Raw genomic sequence first — 20,257 nt, 5'->3', positions numbered from 1 at the left:
CAATCCGCCGTACTCGTAGGCAAGGGCTTCGTGCTGGATGTTGGCAATCGCGTCGACTGTGGGCGGCTACCGAAACTCCGGCGTTGGCGGGCATCCGGTTGTCAACCGTCAACCGGAGGCGACGCCTTCCTGTTGACCACCCCTTCGGCGATCATGTCGAGAGCGGATATCCAGATGTTTGTGCGACTCCAAGGTGCTTTTGGTCAGATGTTCCAGTTTCAGGCTGGTTCGGTGCCAACCGTAAGCGGATCGGTTCGCGCGGCAACCCGTGGCGTGCCGCGACTGACAGCTACCTTGGGGGCGGGCCATCCAGGCAGGTTTCAGCGCCGCTTGTGGACTAAAACTCACCAGTGACGCTGTACCGGTTCCAAGTGCTGGGATGCTGTCCGGCAAGATGGAGCCCGTCAGGAGAGGCGCGAGTGCGCTTGGGCCTCCCCCTGAAACGCACAGCGCCCGCCGGGGAGGCCTTTCCCCAACGGGCGCAAGGTGCTCGACCCTCAACCGTCTGCAAGGAGAAAGAGTCGTGAAGACCAACGATAGCCACCTCATGAGGGGTGGCAACGCATGACCAGCGAGACTTTGAAAGTGGCCGCCGCGGACGCGACGACCGCGATCCCTACCCAGCACGAGGGCCACGACGAGGAAGACACCACTGAGGCCGGCGGTGGCTACGTGCCGCCCGAGCAGGAGCCGGACGTCGTCGCCGTCGCAGGCTTCAAGGGGGGCGTGGGTAAGAGCCGCACTGCCAAGGAGCTGGCCTGGCTCTTCAACGGCGTCCTCACTGACTTCGAGTGGGACTGGGGTGGGGTCACCCGCGGGTGGGGTTACTTCGAGGAAGACAGGATCAAGTCTCCTCTCATTAGGGCATTTCAGACCGGTGAGACGCCCAAGCCGCTGTCGGGCCGAGGCCGGAAGCCGGACCTCATCCCCGGCCACACGGACTTTGAGCGAAACCAGCCGAGGGCTGGGACCGTGGCGGAGTCCTTGCTGCAGTGGTCGCGTGACCTGAAGCGACGTCTGGTAGTCGACACTCACCCGGGTGGGAGTGAATCTACCTACGGAGCGATGGCGGCTGCTCGTGTGACCGTCGTACCGGCCGTGCTGGGGAACGAGGAGCTCCGCGCTTTGGAGGGGTTGCTGAAGAACCTCCCGGATTACCCTCTCCTGCTCATCCCGTACAAGGTCGGCCGGAGTCCTGCGGCTTGGCTGCTCGATGAGCTCGAGCGCCTTGCGGAGGAGAACAAGGCTGTGATTGGTCCTTCAGTGGGGGACTACTACTGGATCCCGCAGCGCCGACTCCGAGTGCCTATCTGTGCGAGCCCGCCGTCCAAGCGGACCACGCCGTTCGTTGAGGAGATGAAGGCTGTCGCGGAGGCGGTGGAGAAGTATGGCCGATGAGTCGTCCACGCAGCCGCAGGGCGGCATGGCTGCGCTGCGAGCTCGCAAGGCCGCCGGCAAGAAGACAGCCGCTGGGCCCAAGGAAACCAAGGCAGCTGAGGCGACAGGTGAGACGGCACGCCGGACACCGCCCAAGCCCATGTTCCCGAAGGCCGCTGCCGCAGAAGGTGCTGGCGGCACCAGAACTGCTGACGCTCCTCAGGAGGGGCGAGACGGCCATTCGGTCGCTGCGGTGCCAGAGGAGCAGCAGCCTGTCCGCGTCCAGGCTGCAGGTCCTGTTGCAACGAAGGATGAGGACAGCGATGCCGGGCGTCATGAGACCGTGGTGCCCGGAGAGGTAAGTACGCCCACGCAAGAACCGGAGGCGGCAGCGCAGACCGGTGAAGCGCAAGAGTACGTCCGAGCCGCCGCCGACGGTGTGCCAAGAGCGTCTGGTGCACCAGAAGGAGACGAGGCAGCTCCCTCGGCCGCATCTGATGCCGAAGGTTCCTCCGATCAGGTCGGCGACTCCCTGGGTTCCGCCGACATCCCTTTGCAGGGGAGGACACCGGAAAGGGATCAGGCGCCTGGCAGTCCCGACGGTCGCCGGGTGGCCGACGCCCAGGAGGCTGGCGCTTCTGTCCGGCCTGGGGCGGAAGTACCTCCGCATGCTGCGGCTTCGGCAGCGGTCGGCGATCAGGAGGTCGGCGAGGCAGCAGCCGATGGCGTTCGAAACGGCGTCGGGGGCCCTGGCGCTACGCTCGAGCGGCGCTCGGGACAAGCCGCTGCGGCCGTCACGAGTCAGTGGGATCACCACGTGCCCCCGCCGGTCAACGAAGGCTTCCCCCGGGCCGAGGAGGTCTTGAACCAGCGGTTCATCAACCGGGAAGCTCTGAACGCGTCCGTACCGGCAGAGTTGCAGATCCCACACCGACTGCAGCTGCTCAAGGTCGTGTCCCGGATAAATCACATTCCGCCGGCTGACCTGGTCGCGGTGGCTGTGGACTGGTTCCTTCGAGGTGGCAAGGCGTCCGCCGACGACATGCTGCCCCCATGGAACGGATACACGGGTCACGGCACACCTGAAGAGATCCGCCCGGCCGAAGTGGTCCTCAATGAGCGGTTCATCTCGCGCGAACCGCTCAAGTCACAAGTGCCAGCAGACCTGCAACTGAACCACCGACTGGCCATGTACCGCGTTCTGAACCGGTTGGACAAGATGCCCGTCGCGGACATCGTCACGGTCGCGCTCGACCGATGGCTGAGGGTCATGGGGTTCTGACCAGCCCTTTCGTGAAAACGAATGCCCGCCACCCTCCCCGGGTGGCGGGCATTCGTCGCTAGGTAGTACTAGGCTTACATACGCCAGAACGCCTAGACTTATAGCCGTTTCCATAGCCGTACGCCTAGCAATCCCTACGTGGAAGGAGAGCGATGCCGCGCAAAGCATCCCTTGCTCGCAAGGCTCAGGAGCTGGCCGACGCCCTGAGAGCCCAGGAGGGGCGCGATGGTGATGCAGCCATCGATTTCAGCCCGCACCCCGAAACGGAAGCGCTCCTCATGCGCCGTGGGGTGGACCGTGAACAGCTCAACTATGCCGTTCCTGAGGAACTCGAACTGAAGCGCCGGCTCAACGCGTACAACGTGGAACGTGGCGGGCCGGGTGTAGGCAACCTTGTCGCGGCTGTCCTGGATGCCTTTCTCCGGGCGGAGGGTTACGCACCAGACCCGAGCCATGGGAAATGAGGGAGGGGTGACCGCCCCTCGGTGTCGAGTGAAGGGCCGGTCCCGGCTCGGACGCCTCCCTGGTCTGGCAGCCCGATCCGGATTCGCGAGAACGGGATTGTGGCCGCTTCGCTGACTACCTTCTGAGTCGTCAGCAACCGAACGATCCAGGAGCAGCGATGACCGCCACGCACACCGAGGCGACCAGGAAGATCACCCCGGCGTGCAGCCAGCGTGCCGTTGCGTTCGCTTTGGCGCAGCTGTTCACGGACTACCCGGATCTGCCGACGCCGCACTGGACGGTCCCGATCCCGCAGTCGGGGGATGATCGGGTGCTGTACGGGTACCTCCAGCGGGAGTACGAGACGGTGGAGGCGTTCCAGGCGTACGTGAAGGCGCTGGGGGGCGTGGTCACCAGCTGTGAACCGGCGGAGATGTATGGCCGCCTCGTGCGTACGCACACCGTGGTGGCGCAGTGGGAGGGAATCCAGGTGGATGTCACCGTCACTCTGCCCGCCAGCATCGATGTGCAGGTGGCGCCGTGACCGTCACCGTAGACGCCGACCACCGGCTTCGGTTGGAGCTCGGCCAGCTGACGCTCGGGCCGAGTGACGTGCACGCCCTGCTCTGTTACGCCTACGGCGGTCACGCCGACTTCCTGCCCGCTGACCTGACCCAGGAGGAGATCGAGGGCACGAGCAGGGCTGTGGTGCTCATGTACGGCCTGAACGGTGCGCTTGCGTGGGAGTCCGGAGTGGAGCGTCAGAAGGCTAAGGAACTGTCAGCGTGGGCTTGGCGTTTGATCGAACGTCGCTTGCCGGCGCTGGTCTTCGGCACCTGACTTCTCGAACCTGCCGCGCTCTGTGTCACTTCCAAGCGCGGCTCCCCCGGCCTGCCATCCCCCTCGGCTGGCCGGCCCCGCCCCGCGCGGGTCCCCACCGTGCGGGGCGGCAGGCTTAACGGGGGGCGCCAAGGGCTCTGCCCGGACCGTGGCTTGAGCTACGGTCGGCCCGACGTGCCCCTGACGCTTTCAAACCGGGCAGCCGAGCCCTGTCCGGCGGCCGCACCCGAGGCGGGCTCCGGCGCGTGTTGAGTTTGCGTCCGTCCCTGGGGGTGACTCTCGGGGGCTCCGGGGGGCAATATTCGCGAGATCTGAGCCGCGGTTCGCCAGCGAAGTATCTTCGGCTCTGTTGGGCAGCCCGGCGCTAAGCCGATCGGTAGCCCGGCAGGTTCGGCCTCTCTTACAGGAAGGGGCCGAATGCTGAACGCGGCGGTGCGAAACGCCTGCGTGTGCCCTCCCCCCCTGGGGCGCCGCACGGTTCGTGCCGCCGCTTCGGCATGCTCCGGTCGAGGATCCGGTTCTGCTCGAGGGGCTTGTTGGGGCAGTTGCAGTCTGGCCCTGCCGGGCGCGCTCTGTGGACCTCGGCGTACCGCGGGAGCGCCTGAGGGAGAACGGAAGGCCCGGGTCGCGCGGGGTAAGCGGACCTGCGTTAGCGCTGGTCAGGCGGGTGTACTCCCGCGCGTGGTGGCCCACGATGGGCCTAGATGTCGATTCCGTGTTTCGCGCGGCTGCCGCCAGTGTGGGTGCTCGTACCTACCTTTCGTCTCGTTCCGCTGCACCGGCGGCACAGGATGAGAGGGGTTCACCGCATGACCACCCAGACGGTTACTCAGCCCGCGCGTATTGAGGCTGGCCAGCTCGCCACGCAGATCGTCTTCGGGTTGTGGCCGGACGATGCTGACCTGAAGCCGACGTGGGCCCGTCGGCACCCCGATGACCGGCCGTTGAAGAAAGACCGACTGGTCCCGGTCACTGAGACGTCCCAGCTCCAGGTCGATGACCTGGTGCTGATCTACGACGAGCCCGGCGGGGTTGCATTTGACCTCTTGGGCATGCAGACCGCTCGGGAGGCTGTTTCAGCGGTTGCGGGCTACAGGACGAGTGACAAGGTGGCCGTGGCTCGGGTGACCGGCAAGACAGCTCGGACTGTCACGGTCGTGGACTGCTTCGCTCCGACAGGCTTCTGGAAGTCGTGCGTCATCACGCGGTTCGGAACCCCACGCCTTGGCGCCGCCCCGCGCACGCTCCGGCTGAACACTGGGGGACGGCAGATCGGGTACCTGGGATCGGTCAGCGAGTTGCGTGAACGGATCGTGCGCGACGCCCGGTACGACGCGTGGCACGCGGCGTACAAGCGAGCCCAGGAGGATGAAGCCGCGTCGGAGGCTGCTCGTCGGAAGGCCCAGGAGGAGCGTCAGGAGCGGGAACGGCCGCAGCGGGAGGCGGCCCGTGTGCTGAACGAGATCGCCGGTGAGGAGCTGGTGGGCTGGTGGGAACCGTCTGGGGGGCCGAAGGCCAACGAGTGGCTCTCGGCACCGGGGCGGCTGAGGACGTACCTGGCGGGGCTGAACGCGGTTGGGACGATCGGGGATGACGCGCTCGATGAGGTGCTGGCACAGGTCGAGGTGCTCGGCTTCTGATCCGTACGTACGCCGTGGTGCGCGGGCACAAGGTCCCGCGCACCACGGCGTACGTACGGTTCGGCTCGCGCCCTGAAAGTCTTCCACGTCGAGCGCTCTGGAGCCGTATGGGGTGGCGGAGGCGCTGTCCGCCTGGGCCCGTGGGCGGCTGGCGGACTGGCCTGCTGGCCCTGTGGAACTCGCGGGGATGCGGCGGACTGCCGGAGAAGGCCAAGACTTCGGGCCATGGAAGCCCACCCACACCACCAGGAGCGGTCACATGGCATCAGCTGACGATGACGAGATGATCTACAACGGGTCCATGGACTTCGATGTGCCTGTGCCTCTGAAGGCCATCCGTGAGGAGCACAAGGCCCTGCAGGCCCGGGCGGATCTCGTCACTCTCGCCTACACAGGGACCGGTGCGGACCGGTCCCTGGTCGGAGTCGCCACGGCGGACCGGGCAGCCTCTTGGACCTGGTCGCACGCATGGAGCGAGATTCACCGCACCCTGGAAGCGGTAGCCCGGCGGAACGCACGCACGCTGCAGGTGAACGCGACCTTCCACTCCGACCAGCGAGGCCGGGGAACCTTGGTCGTCGATGACGGCAACCGACTGCACGACTGCAAAGAAGGTGAGGACCCCGGGCAGCACCGCGCAAGGAGGTGCGACTGCTTGGCCTGGGAGGCACCGGAGGTCCAGATCACCGAGCATGAGCAGGTGTCCATGCCGCGCCAACTCCAAGCCGGCCCATTCACTGATCATGTCGTCGACTGCGCGGAGCACGGTGAAGTGGTCTGTGCAACGAGTGAACGCAACGCCACCTTCTACCGTGAGGCGCACGTCGTGGCCGAGCATGTACCTGCCCCGCTGCCGCTTGAGTCCCGCCCTGCGGCGGAGGCGCTGCCTGTGGCAGTCCGTGAGCTGGTCGAGCTTGCCGCTGCGGAGTTGCGGCAGGGGCGCAGCTACCCGGCGGCTGGGGGGCTCCGACACCGCGACACGGCCCGCGAGTACGTTCGCAGGGCCGAGTCGGCTCTCTGCGCGGGTGACCTGGAGAGCGCTGTGTCGGGCCTTCTCCGGTTCTGTGTCGAGCTGCGGGCGGGCGCCTGTCCGTAGCTGAGGCCCGCACGGCGTCCGGCGGTTCTCTGCCGAGGCGGGGAGTCTGCCGGCCTGTCCGTACGCCGTCTACGAGCGCGTACGAGCGCCGCGATGCAAGGCGGCTTCTCGCCGGCGCTGGTGGGTGGCCTTCCTGCGGTCGTAGCTTCTGCCGACACCCAACCCGCGCAGAAGAGGGACAAGCCGATGGAATCCGTGTACGCAGAGCCGTTCGAGCCGTACGACGACGAGGAGGAGCCTTGCCAGGACTGCCTTGCGCCCGTAGGCATGCCGTGTATCCCATCGTGCTCGAACGGGATGAGCCCCTACGAGCGGCCCTACTGACCACGCGGTCTCGGGATTGCGAGTCGTGCGGGGCCCACCGGGATTGCGGCCCACCCGGGCGACGTGCGAAGGGCGTCCGGGTGAGCTCCACCTGACACGCTGCACTGGGCAGGGGCAGAAGGCATCTCGACATGCCGGGGCGAGACGGAACCCCGTATGGCGAGCGCGTCTACCTACTGGTTGCCTTTGCCACGCGGGGTACAGCGCGATGGCCGCGTGGCTTCGGACGAGCCCATAGGCAGGGTGCCTGGACGGCGCTTCTGACCGGTCCGGGTGAGCCGGATGACCGGGTACTCACCCGGCCGATTCCGGACAGCTGAGGTCGAGGACTCGCTCGCACAGCCGGCCTGTGACGTGCGTGTCCGTCACCGAGACGTCCGCTAGCCACTCGGCGGCCGTCAACTGCTCCACCAGCTCGCCGAGCTGGGCGGGACCCACAGCACACAGCGAGGCCAGCAGGTCGGCTACACCCAGACCACGCCGGGCCTCCGGACCTCCGGAGCACTGCCCACCCGGACAACGTCGGGCCGGCTCACGGCCTCACCTGATCCCGGCGCGTCCTGTCACCCCTCCTCGTCGACGCCGGGCAGGACGCGCATACGGCGCTCCATCACGCCTGTGGAAGCGGGGCCAACAGCGCGCACTGGCTCGTACGGCTTCCACAGTGGAGCTTCCCGGTGCTGGTCCCGGTCCCAGCGGGGTGCGCCGACCAGCGCCACCACCCTGTTGAGAGGCACCCGGACCGGGCGGTGCTGGCCGCCGGGCTTCAACGCCAGCTCACCCTCGCTGACGTCGTCGAGGGTTCCGTACAGACTCGCCCAGACGCCTTCGCCACCGTCGGGCCCGCACCACGTGTCGACGCGCAGCACATGCCAGCCCAGCCAGGACTTCAGCTCTTTGAGGAACGCGGTCTCCTCGCTCCCGCCCGGGATCCAGCAGCCGTAGCCGTCGCGCAGCGCGGACGCGGTCCGGTAGGCCCGCTCGTCGGCGTCTCCGCGCTCGAGCCGGTGGCCCGCCGCAGCCCGGGCGCGGCGCTGCTCCTCGACGGCTGTCAGGACCTCGGCCGAGCCACTGTCGGCGTCCGCGGGCAATAGGGGGAAGGCGGTGCGCAGCAGTTTCAAGGCGGCGCTCTGGTCGGTGCGGCGGCGGCTGGTGAGGGGCCCGCCGGCCACGAACCGGGGCGGGTGGTGCCTGCCCTGGGCGGCCTGCTCCTTTTCTAGCTTGGCGACGATGTGCCCGGGCGCGGCGATGACCGCCGAATAGGAGGGCCCGGTGGCGTCTCCGATGTCGCTGAAGTAGTCGCGGCGCCGGAACCCGAAGGGGACCAGGCCGAGCACCGGGGAAGCGGCGAGATAGGCGATGGGGGCGTCCCGGCCGTTCGTGAGCGGCCAGTCGTGGACGAGCAGCAGCCGCGCCGCCATGTGCGCCGACTCAGCCTCGAACTCGGCCTCCAGTCGCGCGCAGGCCTCGGCGATCGCGCGCGGCCACCATGTCGCAAGTTCGACCACTTCCCTGATGATCGAGCGTGTTCTCAGTCATCTAGAGGGGCGCGTGTTGAGCATGTGGCAAGTAGTGCGGGTACCGGATGCCGAGCGGTGGGGATCGCTGCCAAGCGAGGGTGTCCTGGGGGTACAGGACCTGCCGGGGGCGGTGGCCCGGATCGGGTTGAAGCCGGGTGATCCGGTTTTCGTGCAGCCGGACGGCATGGTCGAAACCAGATTGCTGGATTTCGTACGGTCCAAAGAGTTCCGGAACCTGGAAATCGAATCCAAGCGGAATTACGCGACGGACATCCGAATACTTCTGGAGTTTCTGTGGTCGCGTGGGGTGTCGTGGCCAGAGGCGACTGAGCAGGATCTTGCAGACTTTCGGGACTGGCGGTGCAGCGCTCCGGGGAATCCGCAGCGGATCGGTGGCACCAAGTGGAACCGTGAGGCGGCCGCGTTCACGAAGCTGTTCAAGTGGGGGAAGGTCTACCCGCTGCCGGTGGACGTGTCACGGCGGGAGGACCGGGCTGCGGACGCGGTGAGTTCGCGGGTGTCGTGGCTGACGCCGCGGACCTGGGGTCTGTGGTCGGACGTGGGCCTGCGGGGTCACACCAGAGCGGGGATGGCGGCACCGGGCTGGGAGTCGCGCACGGAGATCCGCAACACCAGCTTCGTGCAGTTGCTGCTGAGTTCGGGGCTGCGCCGGCAGGAGGGCGGTTCGCTGCTGACCTTCGAACTGCCGACCCAGCACTTGCGGCACGGCCGCTACCTCCACGGCAGGATTGCGGGCGCCGTGACGAGGTCGAAGACCTCCCGCACGTTCTATGCGTCGGCGGACGCGGTCGGCCAGGTCGAGGCTTACGTCCAGTCCGAGCGGGCCTGGGCCGTCCAGCAAGCCCAGGAGAAGGGCTCCTACGACCGGTTGTCGATGATGAAGCTGGTCACGAAGGTGACGCGCGGGCTGAAGACGAGGGTCGAGTGGGTAGACGTCGACGGCGTCGTCGGCGGGCAGGAGTTGAGCCTGCTGGGGTGGAGGGAACGGCAGTGGCTGTTCCTGGAGGGGCCGGAGGGGCCGGAGCCAGCATGGTTGTGGCTGACCGAGCAGGGCATGCCGATGCTCCCGGACCGGTGGAACGGCGTGTTCAGGGCCGCCAATCTGCGTTGCGAGGAAGTCCTTCTGACGCCTGGGGAGCGTGAGATCAAGCGGGAGTTCAGGCTCGCGGAGGTCCGTGGGAAGACTCCGTACGCAACCCCGCACTCGGCCCGGCATTCCATGGCCCTCTTCATGCTCATCCTGCTGAACGAGCTTTTCGAGAAGCGTTACGGGCTGACGAAGAAGGACCGGCGGGACTTTGCCCAGCTGTTCGGGGACCCGTGGTGGCTGGTGAAGACGATCTTGGGACACGTGGACGTGGAGACGACGAAGCGGCACTACCTGGCGCCCGTCTCCCACCTGCACTTGGAGTCGATCCTCGCTGCCGCGGAGGCCACTGACGAGGGCGAGGAGGTCGAGGACGTGGACGGGGTCTTCACTCGGCTGGCTCGCGAGACGGCTGGCATCCAGGATATCGACGCCCTGCTTGAGTCCGCGTCGTGAGCGGGCGGGGACACAAGGCCAGCCTCCCGCCGGGTGACCACCGCACCAAGGTGCCGATCGTTCAGGACGGCCTCGTGGTGACGGTGGTGAACAAGGCCGGCCACACCAAGACGTTCCACTTTGCCGAGCTGGACGCCCCGGAGCCGATGCAGCGGTCCCTGGCAGCCGGGTTCGCGGCCCAGGCCCGCCGTTGGGACAGCCACCTCACGGCCTACAACCACTGGCTCAGGCTGTTGTGGTTCGCTCGGTTCCTGGGAGAACAGGATCACCCTCCGCAGGACTTGGACGAGCTGACCGCCGCCATGCTCAAACGCTGGCGCACGCGATATGTCGCCTCGAACTCCGGCAAGCAGATTCTCGGTTCGGTACGCAGTGTGCTGGTGCACGATCCGCGGCTGGGCAGTGGGCCGGTGGCAGAAGAGCTTGCCCGGCGGATTCCCCGGCCGAAGCCGAGCAAGCAGTCCTTCAAAGATTCCGAACGGGAGGAGGTGCGGCTGGCTGCCCGGCGGCATTTCCGCTCAGCACTGCTTCGGATCCGTGAGAACACGGTGGTCCTGGAACGCTGGCGGGCCCGGGAGATCGCCGAGGGCACCAACGAGTGGAAGCTGGGTCAGGTCCTCGACTATCTCGCCCGCACCGGTGACGTCCCCCGCACCCTGCTGCCGAGCGGTCAGACCACGGTGACGAACCGCAGGATCCTCGGCGGCAGAAGCGTGGACAGGACGTGGGGGCGGCTGTTCCTGACCCGCGGGGAGCTGGCCGCGCTGGCCGTGCTGTTGACCGACCGGTTCGGATGGAACCTCTCGGCCTACGACCGCATGCCTACGCCGACGGCAACGCCGTCGGCTGGGGAATCGGCCACGGTGACCTACCAGATTCAGGTGGAGAAACGGCGGGCCGGGCCCGGCCGTTGGTACTCCACCGAGAACGTCACGGACTCCGGCGCTGATTCTGCGGGCCGGCTGGTCACCCACGCCCTGGAGGCCACCGCACATGGTCGTGCTCTGGCCGTCAGTCTGGCCCCGGGCACGGATCTGCTCATGACTGCCCGCAGCGGTCTGACCGGGCGTGATTCCCAGAAAATGGACCGGCCGCGCCCGGTCGGCCCTCTCGCCTTCGGCGTCTCGGACAGTGACGTCAAGGGGTGGGTGGACCATCACAAGTTGGTCGGATCGCCGTTCCAGCGGGCCCGGCGCACAACAGTGATCCGCGAAGGGCGCCCGTTGCAGCACACCCGGGGCACCCACGAGAGCGTCTACGTCCTGCCCGACAAGAACGTCCAGCAGGCCGCGCAAGAAGTGATCGAAGACGGGGTCCAGGAGGCCCTCGCCCTGGCACGGAAGACCGCCTTCGCCGGCCGCCTCGCCGATGCAGCGGATCCGGGGCACCAGGAGACGGCAACAGCCGACTGCGAGGACGAGACCACCAGCCCCTGGCCCTCCCCCGACGGAGGATGCGGAGCCCACTTCCTACTCTGTCTCGCCTGCCCCAATGCACACGTCCACCCCGGCCACCACGCCCGCCTCGCCTACCTCCACCAGCAGTTGCAGGGGCTGCGGTCCGCTCTGCCCGACCACTGGTGGCACAGGCACTGGAACGATCACTGGCTACGGCTGGAGGATCTGCAGCGCAAAGTCGGGCTGGCCGGCTGGAACGGGGCTCTGACCCGCGTCACCGGCAATGACCGTGTTCTGGTCGATCTTCTTTTGAAAGGTGAAGTTGCCCCGTGACCGCGGTCCCCGCCGTTGAGGGCGATCCGTATGTGCTGCCGATGCCGTCTCCGGACAGCCCCATCGTGCTGCCGAAATGGACACACCCGGACAATTCGCATCCTGTTTCGCGCTACCGAGAGATGATTTGGCCTCTGGCCCCGCTCATCGACAACCCCGGCACCCGCCTGCTCAGCATTCTCTGGACGAAGTGCCCCGAGCTGTTCCGAGGCCAGTTGAAACTGCCGGCCTGGACCATGATCAACGGCCAGCTTCGTCCCACTCGTCTCAGAAGCCGCGGCATGGCCGCCCGGGCCCGATGCTCCGCCGAGGACATGGCGAACACGTCTCGCGAGTGGATCCGACTTGCACGTTGGCTGGAGGAACAGGGCATCACGGACCTGGCCGCCTGCACCGAGGACGAGTGGCGGAAGTATCCCGCTGAGCGCTGGAAAGGCGGCGTCAGTCGCGGCCGCGCGGAGAAGGTTCTGACCTATCTGACCGATCTATGGGCTTTCGACCGGCTCTCGGCCCATCCTTCGGGGGTCGCCCGGCCTCCATGGGACAGCGAGGGCATCGACGACTTCCTGCCCGCCGTCAGCCAGCAGGGCAGCGGCGAGAACACGACCGAGCCGCTTGACCCTCTGGTCATCGGGCCCTTGCTGGTCTGGGCCATGCGCATGGTCGAGGATTTCGCCGACGACATCCTGGCGGCCTGGGCGGAGAGCCAGCGTCTTCACGCCTCGGTCGGCGCACGCCCGACGCCTCAGGCGGGCAGAGACGCGCTCACGGCCTACCTGGTGCCCCTTATCGAGGCGGGCGTCCCTCTGCCCAGCACCGAGAACCAGGGCAGGACCGCAGTGGCCCGCAAGTTCATCGCCGCCACCACCGGCGCTGGCCTCGGCCAGGTTGACCGATTCTCAGAAACGTACGGGCTCACTGATCTGACAGTTCAGCGGCCTGGCCCTTGCCCGCTCAACGTGCCGGTCACCGGACACATCGACGGACGCCCATGGCGCGAGCATCTGGACTTCAACGAGGCGGCTGTCCTGATGCGGCATCTCGGCACTGCCGCCATGATCATCTGCCTCTTCTTGACAGGCATGCGTCCTCAGGAGGCGCAAGTTCTGCGTTCAGGGTGTTGCCCTGACCCCGAACCGGCCGCCGATGGTGCCCCCGGGCGCCACTTGATCCACAGCCATCACTTCAAGAACGTCACCGATGAGGACGGCATTCATGTCTCCTACGGAGAAGAGCGTGAAGTCCCCTGGGTCGCCATCACGCCCGTCGTTCGCGCCATCCGTGTCCTGGAGCGCATGGTTCCTGAAGGAGAGCATCTCTTCAGCAGTGCCCACCATGACTTCCACCGGCAGCACTACTACCCCGGTGTGTTGAAGGGATCCTCCCTGAACACAAGGATCGAAGGCTTCATAGCCTGGGTGAACCAAGAGGCGACGTCCCAGAACCTCTTGCATCAGACCATCCCGGAAGACCCCTACGGCTCGGTCGGACTCTCCCGTTTCCGCCGCACTCTGGCTTGGCATATCGCGCGCCGCCCCGGCGGGTTGATTGCCCTCGCCATTCAGTACGGTCACATGCGCACCGTTCTGGACGCCCGCACATCCAGTGGATACGGCTCCCGCAGCCGCCGCGGCATCCACAGCGAGCTCGACGTTGAGACTGCTCTCGCCGCCGCCGACACCGCCGCCAGTCTCCGCGACCGAGTTGCCGCTGGCGAGAAGGTCTCCGGCCCGGCCGCCCGACGCGCAATCACCGGTGCCGCCAGCACACCCCGCTTTGAGGGCCGCATCGTCCCCAGGACGTTCGCGAAGAAGGCCACCCAGTTCCTCGCCCGGGACGGCATCGTGCTCTATGACAACCCGGACGCATTCCTGATCTGCGCTTTCAAGCGCGACAACGCACTCTGCGACCCCGATCCGGGCGCAACAGCTCCAAGGCAGTACGCGTGCCAGACAGGTTGCGGCAACACAGTCCGCACCGACACCCACGCGCTCCGCATGCGGCAGCGGGCCGACGAGATCGAAGAGCTGGCCAGCCATTGGCCCGAGCCGGTCCGCAAGCAGATAGGGATCAACGCCGACAACCTCCGCACGATGGCCGACGCCCACGACGCCACCGCCCAGACCGCTGAGGCCCTGATATGAACCAGCAGCACCAGGACGAACGCACCTGCATCCGCGAGGCCATGGACCGGCTCCTGGCCGGGGAGGCCGGCGCCTCCGACGGCAGCCTCACCGCCGCAGCCCTCGCCGCCGAAGCCGGGGTTCACCGCATGGCCCTCTACAAGCGGCACGTCGATCTGAAGAACGAGTTCTTCGAACGGGTCCGCACCGAAACCACGCAGATACCCGAGCCGGAGAGACGACTGCGGGAGAAGGTCACCCAGCTGAAGAAAACCATCGCCAACCAGAACGACGAACTCGACCACCTTCGCGGGCTGGTGACCCGGCTGACGCTCGCCCAGGCTGTCCTCACCCAGGGCACCGGCCCGGCTGCCCGACCCGCCCCGGTCCCGGATGCGACCGCAGACAACGTGATCCCCTTCCGGCCCTTCACCTGACCGCACCAGCCCGTTCGCCCGGCCCGGCTCCGCCGGGCCGGGCGAACCCAGACCAACGCGTTCACGCCTCGGGCTGGACCTCGGATGCCTGCAGCCCCTTCTGACCCTGGGTTGCGACGAAGGAGACCTTCTGGCCCTCCTTCAGGGACTTGAAGCCGTTCCCCTGGATCTCCTGGTGGTGCACGAACAGATCGGGGCCGGATTCCGGCGTGATGAAGCCGTATCCCTTTTCATCGTTGAACCACTTCACAGTGCCGTTCTGGCGCTGGGCCATGACGTCCTCCAGCTCGGGATCGGTTGGTCATCATCTTCGGCGAATGCCAAAAAGATCATGACACCCGAAAGACTTACGCCGCCGGGCAATCCTCTAAACCACCCCGAAGGTGACGGGCCAGCATCCCGCTCCCCGGCTCGACTCGGGCCCAGAGCAACAGGCCATCAGCCCGCCCGCGAACAGCCCACAGAGCTGAACACAAGAACTTGACAGGGAAGTGATCCGCCCAGGCCGAGGGGCTGGCGTACCCCTCGCCCCGGGTCTGTGGCGGAGGGAGGCGGGTGACGTCCACAACGCGAGCCCCGGCCAATTCCTTGGACACCGCGTCATGGACCAGCCCGGCCGTGCGGGCGGCGCCGATCCCGCGCGAGCGGGCCGCCAGCCACACCCCGGACACCAGCGGCCACACATCGACTTCCGGCTGCGACTCGTATCGCTGCGGTCGCCGGGCGGACCTCCCGGCGACCGCGGCCGTCACCTCGGCCAAGACGCGCCGCTCCGGGCTGCCGGCCGTGCGGCGCACCGCATCACGGGCACCGTTGTAGGCGTCGACCTCCGGACAGTCGGCGGCGTACCCGGCCAGGAACTCGACGAAGCCGGCCTCCAGTTCCTGGCGGGCCTGCGCCAGCGCCCGGGCGTCCTTGGACAGCTTGCGGTCCCTGCGGGCCCGCTTGAGCCAGGCTTCGAACTGCTCCTCCTGCCCGGGCTGGGGCTGGGCCGCGTAGCGGGCGTAGCCGAGCCAGGTGCGCACCGTGCGGTCCGCGCGGGCGCGCTGGAGAGCCACCGCCTGCTCGGAGGTGAACGCGGCGGCCAGCCACAAGGCCTCCGGTGCGTCCGGAAGACAGACAGCGCACTTCTTGCAGATCTCCCTGAACACCTCCAACAGCGGGTAGGTGGCCGCGTCCGCCGCGGGCCGGGCGTAGCGGCAGCCGCCGTAGGAGTAGCGCCGCAGGTCGGAGTGGGGGACGTGATACTTCCCGCCGCCACCGCCGGTCAGGGCGACTCGGATAGCGGCGAGCGCGGGCAACTCCACGCCCAGGACCTCAAGGCCATTGGCGGAGATGGCAGGAAGGGGCTGTGCCACGTCTCAGCCCTCCTGTCCGGCAGTGGAGGGGGAGGGAGCCGTGCCCGAAGCGTCAGCATCCGGGTCACCGCCGACGGCGGCGATGTGGTGTCGGGCCAAGTCGTCAGCGAACTGGGCGGAGAACTCGACCAGCTCCGGCAGCGTGTAGCTCGACGTGAGGGCCCGCAGCATCGTGGAGACCTGGATCTGCGCGAGGTCGGACGCGAACCGGTGCTCACGGGCCCGGTCGAAGGCGACCAGCGCACGTCCCGCGTCCCCCACGGCAACGCTGCCACAGGCCCTGGCCCACTCCCGCAGCGTCGCGGGCAACGACGACTCCGGCAACCCTGCCAGAATCGTCATGGTGGGCAGGTCCCATACATCCCGCTGGAAGACCTCCTCAGCGGTGGTGAACCCGTCGGTGAAGTCGACCGCTCCCACCAAGCCCCGCCAGTTCTCCTGGATCTGCTGCTCAAGCTGGTCCAGGGAAGTCCGCCACTCCCCGTGTGTCTGAAGGCCCCGGCCCTGGTTGAAGGACGCGATGCATCCGGCGCCCAGGTAGAGCCATGCCGCCGCGAGGTCCTCGCTCTCCGCCGCCTCGCAGTACGCCGCGAACTCGGCGCGCTCGCCGGCGGACTCGTCCTGGGCGACCAGGTCGGCGACGAACAGGGCGGTGAACTGGCTGAGCACGGCCCGGGCACGCTCGGCCCAGGGGGCGAGTTCCGACAAGGGCACCGGCGCGGCGGGCGTCTCCAGCAGGGAGCCATCGGCAGCGAGGAGGATCTCCACGGCCTGCTCCCGGCCGGCCTTGTCCAAGCCCGCGGGAAGCAAGCCCTTGCGCGCCGCCTCGGCGACCCGCCGCAACGCCTCCTGGTAGCCGCACCCGCAGGCCCGGTTCAACGCCCGGGCGATCTGCTGCTGGTGGCTGAGATTGGTCTTCTTTTTCGGTGCCATGACGAACTCCTGCACATCCCCCGCGATGCTGTCCCACCACAGCAGCCGCCAGGGAGCGTACGAGGCGTCAAGGACAAACCGGTACGACCAGTCACATTCGCATCCGAGCGGCCGCTCGATTCACCCTCGACCAGAGGTGGGCCCGGCCGCGGCGCGCACCAGCGAAGTACGCCGCCACGACGATACAGGCAACGATCGCACCGCGTGCGGTATCGGCCTACGCCCCACGGCGCCCGGCAGCGGCGGACCTCCGCGGCCGCCTTGCGCTTCGCCCCGACCTCGGGCGGAAGCAGGAGAACCGGCGCGACGTCCGGGTTGGTCGGCCCCTCGTCACGGACACCATCGGGCCGGCGAGCGGAGACCTCCCGCAGCGAGTAACCCGCCCCCATCGAGTCCGCACCGCGTGATCACGCTGGGCTGACCGAGGGCGAGAGGACAGGGACACCTCGGGCGAGGATTGGTGGCCAGCCAGATGCCTACAGGGTGGCTGAGCACAGGCCGCGTGAGAGCGTGGTCGCTCCGTCGGGTGGGTATTCCTGAACGCTGCGCGAGGGCCAGGCCGGTGGCGATACTTGGAGGTCGAACGCAGAGGGGTCGGGGAGTGGTGGTGGGCGTAGAGATCGGGCATCCGGCGCTGGCCGGGGGGTCCTGGCCGGTGATCGGCGTGCGCGTACGGCGCGAGAGCCAGAGACTGCGGGCGGGGGCGTGGCGGCCAGCGCCGCACATGGTGCAGGAGGATGTGCTGCTGCCGTGTACCTGGGCGGAGCTGGAGGGGATCGCGCGGATCGCCGTTGGCCAGTCCCGGGCCAGGGTGTACGTGCGCGAACTCGTCGACGGCGGCCCGCTCCTGGTGCTGTGCCTACGAGGAGCGCCCGGGGCCGTACTGGTCGAGGGGCCACTGTCCTCACTGGCCGAGCCTCTGACGGCCCGTGCCCGCGCCGCCGTTCTCGGCGTCGCTGCGGTGCACCGTGCCGACGGTCGTGTTGAGGAAGCGCAGGTGTGGCGGGCGTTGGCCCGCCAGATCCTGAAAGCCCGCCGCTCCGCCCGCCGCGGCCGGAGCGTACGCACGGCCTCGGCCGGACTGCCCTCCCTTGGACGCCGCGGCTGAGCCACCCGCTACCCGGCCCTGTCTGGGTGCCGTTCTCGTACTGGACACTGCGGGCCAGTCGGGGCCGTCGCGTAAGACCGTCTTCTCCGCCGCCGGGCACAGGGGCCGAGGTTTCGTTCCCCTCATTGTCCGGGAGTTCGTGGTGGAGGTGCTTGCTCTCCTGGCTGGAGCTGGAAGCTGGCTCTGCCTCCTACCGGCGGTGCTGGATCGGTGTGATCCGAGTGGCCAGGAGGGCCGCGTCAGGGTCTCGTTGCGGAGGCGCCCTCGCTAGGAACGCGGCGAACTCACGGCCTGTTGCGCCGGGTCTGGGCACCTGTGTGCGGCGATGGTGAGGCGAGTCCGAGCCGGCAAGGCCGGAGTGATTCGCGATACGAGGCGAACGGCAGCCGTTGACTTTAGCTTCTGCCGTGCCAGCCACTGGACAAGGAGCACCAGGAGCTTCCCGTGCCTCTCGATATGACAGGTCCCTCGCGTAACGACGCGCGGGTACACCACCGCCGCTACCTGACGAGGGAGGGCTCGATCAAGGCCATCGCGGTCCAGGACTTTGACTACGGTGACTACTCGCCGGACCGGTTCGTGGACTTTGGGGCTTTCGCCACGGCTGATGAGGCCGAATGCACTCCGCTGGACCCGGGTGATGCGACTCGGCACGCGGCCGAGTCTCCCGAGGACGACCTCGCGCAGCTCCAGGCCGGGCGTCTCGTGCGGGCGATCAGCGCACATGGGGGATTTCCGGCAGGCCGGATATGAGCACTCCTCGTGACCTTCGCCGTGAGCGGCCCCTCCGTCCTGGCCCGTCGGCTGTCGCCCTGGGCGAGTTGGCGGAGCACCTGACCGCGACGATGCTTCCACAGGGTTGGTCCCTCTGGTCCTACGTCGATCGGATCATCGTGGTGTGCCCGAGGAAGGGCACGCACGTGGTCAGCGTGGAGGCACGTGACGACCGGCAGGACGAGTGGGTGATCACGTCGGCGAGCCGAGAGGCGCTGTGGGAGGCGGAGCACGTCCCCCACGGGACGATGACGATCCTCGTTGCGGTCGATACGGGCGCGGCGAAGTCCACATTCAGCCGGGTGGAGGCGGCTCTCCGGTTCCTTTCGTACCAGCAGAGTCTGCCTGCGGATGACGGGCCAGGTCATCGGGGCCCCTCTGCGTGAGATCGGCTGCTGTGTGGGCCGGAGGCGCTGATCGGCTGCCTCCGGCCCACACCTGCGTCGGGGCCGGTGGGCCTGGTGCGGCTGTCCGGAGCCGCCCTGTGGGCGTCGAGGGGCTGCGCTGCTGCGGTGCCGATGCATCGACGTCGCGCGCTCCTGCGGTTTCGCGGCGGTGGAGCTGCCACTGGGCCCGGTGCATATCTTCTGGCCATCAAGACGACGTACCGGCAGGAGAGAACCATGAGCGGCACGACCACCCTTACTCAGCGCCTCCGAGAGATTGCTGAGCACGTCGCTGACCACGCGCGCCGCGCGAAGGGCCAGCAGGAGAGCGACCTGTGGGCGGCTGCCAGCCTGTGGACCATCGCCGCTGAGGACGTCCGAGGGACCGTCACCCCGGATCTGGTCGCCCTGGCCATGCGGGCGGATGCCCGCGCAGCCGAAGGCGGATACGAAGGTCCGTGGTTCGCTCAGGAGTTGGTCAAGCGGGCGCAGCCGACCCCGCGAGTGGCGGGTCCACGGGTAGCGATCACGCACCTGGGACGCGTCGAGGTGCCTGACGACTTCGAGTGCTGAGCAGACGTGGTGCACGACGGGCTGGGGACTGACCTCGTCGGGCCCCGGTCCTGCCGCCACCGCGGCTACGAACTCGCCCTGCCCGCCTCGTGCCTGTCAGGCTGGGGCAGGAGTGCGGACCCAACCGCCGCCCGCATCAGCACCCCACGAAGTCGAGCAAGCCTCTGCCCGGCGCACCTTGAGGAGCACATCGATGTCCTACAGCGCAGGAGACCGCGTCGAGTCCTGCACGGGCGACCCCGACCTGCCGGACGGGTCACTTGGCACCGTAGTCGTCGTGTACGACGACTACGGAGATGGCATCGACGTCGACGTCGACGTCGACGTCGACGTCGACGTCGGTGACGGTAGGCCGCCGCGCAACGTCCTCGCTTGCGGTCTCGAACCCGCCCCTGACGTAGACCGCTCATAGCCGCTGCTGGCGCCGAGGACGCGTGAACACCCGGCGCCCGCGATGGCGGGATCGCGGTCCTGCGATGCGGCCCATGCGGTGCAGCACGGCACGTCACCGGTCAGCGCGGGGCGATCCGCGCCGCCGTGTTCTGTCCGCCGTCGGGGACGCTACATACGGTCGTGAGCATTCGGGACGATATGCGTGGATCGTGGTATCTGCCGGTTCCTACCGCCGGAGTGAGCAGCTGGCCGCGGGCGGTGCCCTTCTGCTTGGAGCGGTGTCTTCGCGCTCCGACGGCTCTTCCAGCTTGGCGGCGACGTGTTCCGGGTCCGCTTTCTGGCGTGGGTCGAGGAG

General features: G+C 68.0%; 20 protein-coding genes. 15 read left to right on the top strand and 5 right to left on the bottom strand.

The features are described from left to right. Positions 1 to 564 precede the first annotated feature (564 nt). The 7 genes from ACH4UK_RS28060 to ACH4UK_RS28030 all read left to right on the top strand — a co-directional run bounded on the left by ACH4UK_RS28060 (position 565) and on the right by ACH4UK_RS28030 (position 6,679). Positions 565 to 1,398 carry a ParA family protein gene (locus tag ACH4UK_RS28060; protein ID WP_398360737.1) on the top strand — a complete coding sequence of 278 codons (834 nt, stop codon included), beginning with the start codon at positions 565 to 567 and terminating at the stop codon, positions 1,396 to 1,398. Continuing rightward, positions 1,388 to 2,659, top strand: a complete 1,272-nt coding sequence (locus tag ACH4UK_RS28055; protein ID WP_398360735.1) for a hypothetical protein — start codon at positions 1,388 to 1,390, stop codon at positions 2,657 to 2,659. The genes ACH4UK_RS28060 and ACH4UK_RS28055 overlap by 11 nt, the downstream gene beginning before the upstream one ends. Before the next feature lie 152 nt (positions 2,660 to 2,811). After that, positions 2,812 to 3,123, top strand: a complete 312-nt coding sequence (locus tag ACH4UK_RS28050) for a hypothetical protein (RefSeq protein WP_398360734.1) — start codon at positions 2,812 to 2,814, stop codon at positions 3,121 to 3,123. Positions 3,124 to 3,281: 158 nt separating this feature from the next. Next, the gene (locus ACH4UK_RS28045; protein WP_398360732.1) at positions 3,282 to 3,647 is read left to right on the top strand and encodes a hypothetical protein; all 366 of its coding nucleotides are present in this window, start codon (positions 3,282 to 3,284) and stop codon (positions 3,645 to 3,647) included. Beyond that, positions 3,644 to 3,943: a hypothetical protein gene (locus ACH4UK_RS28040; RefSeq protein WP_398360731.1), complete on the top strand. Its 300-nt coding sequence runs from the start codon at positions 3,644 to 3,646 to the stop codon at positions 3,941 to 3,943. The genes ACH4UK_RS28045 and ACH4UK_RS28040 overlap by 4 nt, the downstream gene beginning before the upstream one ends. An 809-nt stretch (positions 3,944 to 4,752) precedes the next feature. After that, on the top strand, positions 4,753 to 5,583 hold the full coding sequence (locus ACH4UK_RS28035; protein WP_398360729.1) for a hypothetical protein: 831 nt from the start codon (positions 4,753 to 4,755) through the stop codon (positions 5,581 to 5,583). A 259-nt stretch (positions 5,584 to 5,842) separates the two neighbouring features. Continuing rightward, complete coding sequence (locus tag ACH4UK_RS28030; protein WP_398360727.1) at positions 5,843 to 6,679, top strand: hypothetical protein; 837 nt, start codon at positions 5,843 to 5,845, stop codon at positions 6,677 to 6,679. 618 nt (positions 6,680 to 7,297) lie between these two features. Here ACH4UK_RS28030 and ACH4UK_RS28025 read toward each other — a convergent pair. Beyond that, complete coding sequence (locus ACH4UK_RS28025) at positions 7,298 to 7,441, bottom strand: hypothetical protein (protein ID WP_331759491.1); 144 nt, start codon at positions 7,439 to 7,441, stop codon at positions 7,298 to 7,300. A 125-nt stretch (positions 7,442 to 7,566) separates the two neighbouring features. Beyond that, complete coding sequence (locus ACH4UK_RS28020) at positions 7,567 to 8,511, bottom strand: hypothetical protein (RefSeq protein WP_398360725.1); 945 nt, start codon at positions 8,509 to 8,511, stop codon at positions 7,567 to 7,569. Positions 8,512 to 8,518: 7 nt separating this feature from the next. Between ACH4UK_RS28020 and ACH4UK_RS28015 the strand changes: the two genes are divergently transcribed. The 4 genes from ACH4UK_RS28015 to ACH4UK_RS28000 all read left to right on the top strand — a co-directional run bounded on the left by ACH4UK_RS28015 (position 8,519) and on the right by ACH4UK_RS28000 (position 14,377). Further along, positions 8,519 to 10,087, top strand: a complete 1,569-nt coding sequence (locus tag ACH4UK_RS28015; protein ID WP_359755562.1) for an integrase — start codon at positions 8,519 to 8,521, stop codon at positions 10,085 to 10,087. Positions 10,088 to 10,161: 74 nt separating this feature from the next. After that, positions 10,162 to 11,817: a hypothetical protein gene (locus tag ACH4UK_RS28010; protein ID WP_359755561.1), complete on the top strand. Its 1,656-nt coding sequence runs from the start codon at positions 10,162 to 10,164 to the stop codon at positions 11,815 to 11,817. Beyond that, positions 11,814 to 13,961, top strand: a complete 2,148-nt coding sequence (locus tag ACH4UK_RS28005) for an integrase (RefSeq protein WP_398360723.1) — start codon at positions 11,814 to 11,816, stop codon at positions 13,959 to 13,961. Before ACH4UK_RS28010 ends, ACH4UK_RS28005 begins: the two co-directional genes overlap by 4 nt. Beyond that, positions 13,958 to 14,377, top strand: a complete 420-nt coding sequence (locus ACH4UK_RS28000; RefSeq protein WP_359755559.1) for a hypothetical protein — start codon at positions 13,958 to 13,960, stop codon at positions 14,375 to 14,377. Before ACH4UK_RS28005 ends, ACH4UK_RS28000 begins: the two co-directional genes overlap by 4 nt. 61 nt (positions 14,378 to 14,438) lie before the next feature. On the opposite strand, the gene ACH4UK_RS27995 is transcribed toward ACH4UK_RS28000, so the two are convergent. The 3 genes from ACH4UK_RS27995 to ACH4UK_RS27985 form a co-directional block, all read right to left on the bottom strand. Continuing rightward, positions 14,439 to 14,651: a cold-shock protein gene (locus tag ACH4UK_RS27995; RefSeq protein ID WP_359755558.1), complete on the bottom strand. Its 213-nt coding sequence runs from the start codon at positions 14,649 to 14,651 to the stop codon at positions 14,439 to 14,441. 73 nt (positions 14,652 to 14,724) lie between these two features. Then, the gene (locus tag ACH4UK_RS27990; protein WP_398360721.1) at positions 14,725 to 15,735 is read right to left on the bottom strand and encodes a hypothetical protein; all 1,011 of its coding nucleotides are present in this window, start codon (positions 15,733 to 15,735) and stop codon (positions 14,725 to 14,727) included. Positions 15,736 to 15,738: 3 nt separating this feature from the next. Continuing rightward, the gene (locus ACH4UK_RS27985) at positions 15,739 to 16,668 is read right to left on the bottom strand and encodes a hypothetical protein (protein WP_398360719.1); all 930 of its coding nucleotides are present in this window, start codon (positions 16,666 to 16,668) and stop codon (positions 15,739 to 15,741) included. 607 nt (positions 16,669 to 17,275) lie between these two features. On the opposite strand from ACH4UK_RS27985, the gene ACH4UK_RS27980 reads away from it, so the two are divergent. The 4 genes from ACH4UK_RS27980 to ACH4UK_RS27965 all read left to right on the top strand — a co-directional run bounded on the left by ACH4UK_RS27980 (position 17,276) and on the right by ACH4UK_RS27965 (position 19,921). Further along, positions 17,276 to 17,776, top strand: coding sequence for a hypothetical protein (locus ACH4UK_RS27980; RefSeq protein WP_331759496.1), 501 nt, complete (start codon positions 17,276 to 17,278; stop codon positions 17,774 to 17,776). A gap of 444 nt (positions 17,777 to 18,220) precedes the next feature. Continuing rightward, entirely contained in the window at positions 18,221 to 18,529 is a 309-nt protein-coding gene (locus ACH4UK_RS27975; RefSeq protein ID WP_331759498.1) for a hypothetical protein, read from the top strand. Between the two features lie 644 nt (positions 18,530 to 19,173). Next, the gene (locus ACH4UK_RS27970) at positions 19,174 to 19,509 is read left to right on the top strand and encodes a hypothetical protein (protein WP_331759501.1); all 336 of its coding nucleotides are present in this window, start codon (positions 19,174 to 19,176) and stop codon (positions 19,507 to 19,509) included. Between the two features lie 193 nt (positions 19,510 to 19,702). Then, complete coding sequence (locus tag ACH4UK_RS27965; RefSeq protein ID WP_398360717.1) at positions 19,703 to 19,921, top strand: hypothetical protein; 219 nt, start codon at positions 19,703 to 19,705, stop codon at positions 19,919 to 19,921. Positions 19,922 to 20,257: the final 336 nt, after the last annotated feature.

The organism is Streptomyces sp. NPDC020884, assembly GCF_044333935.1.
GTDB lineage: Bacteria > Actinomycetota > Actinomycetes > Streptomycetales > Streptomycetaceae > Streptomyces.
Note: the sequence above shows the minus strand (reverse complement) of the source record. Positions and strands in the feature narration are given on the sequence as shown.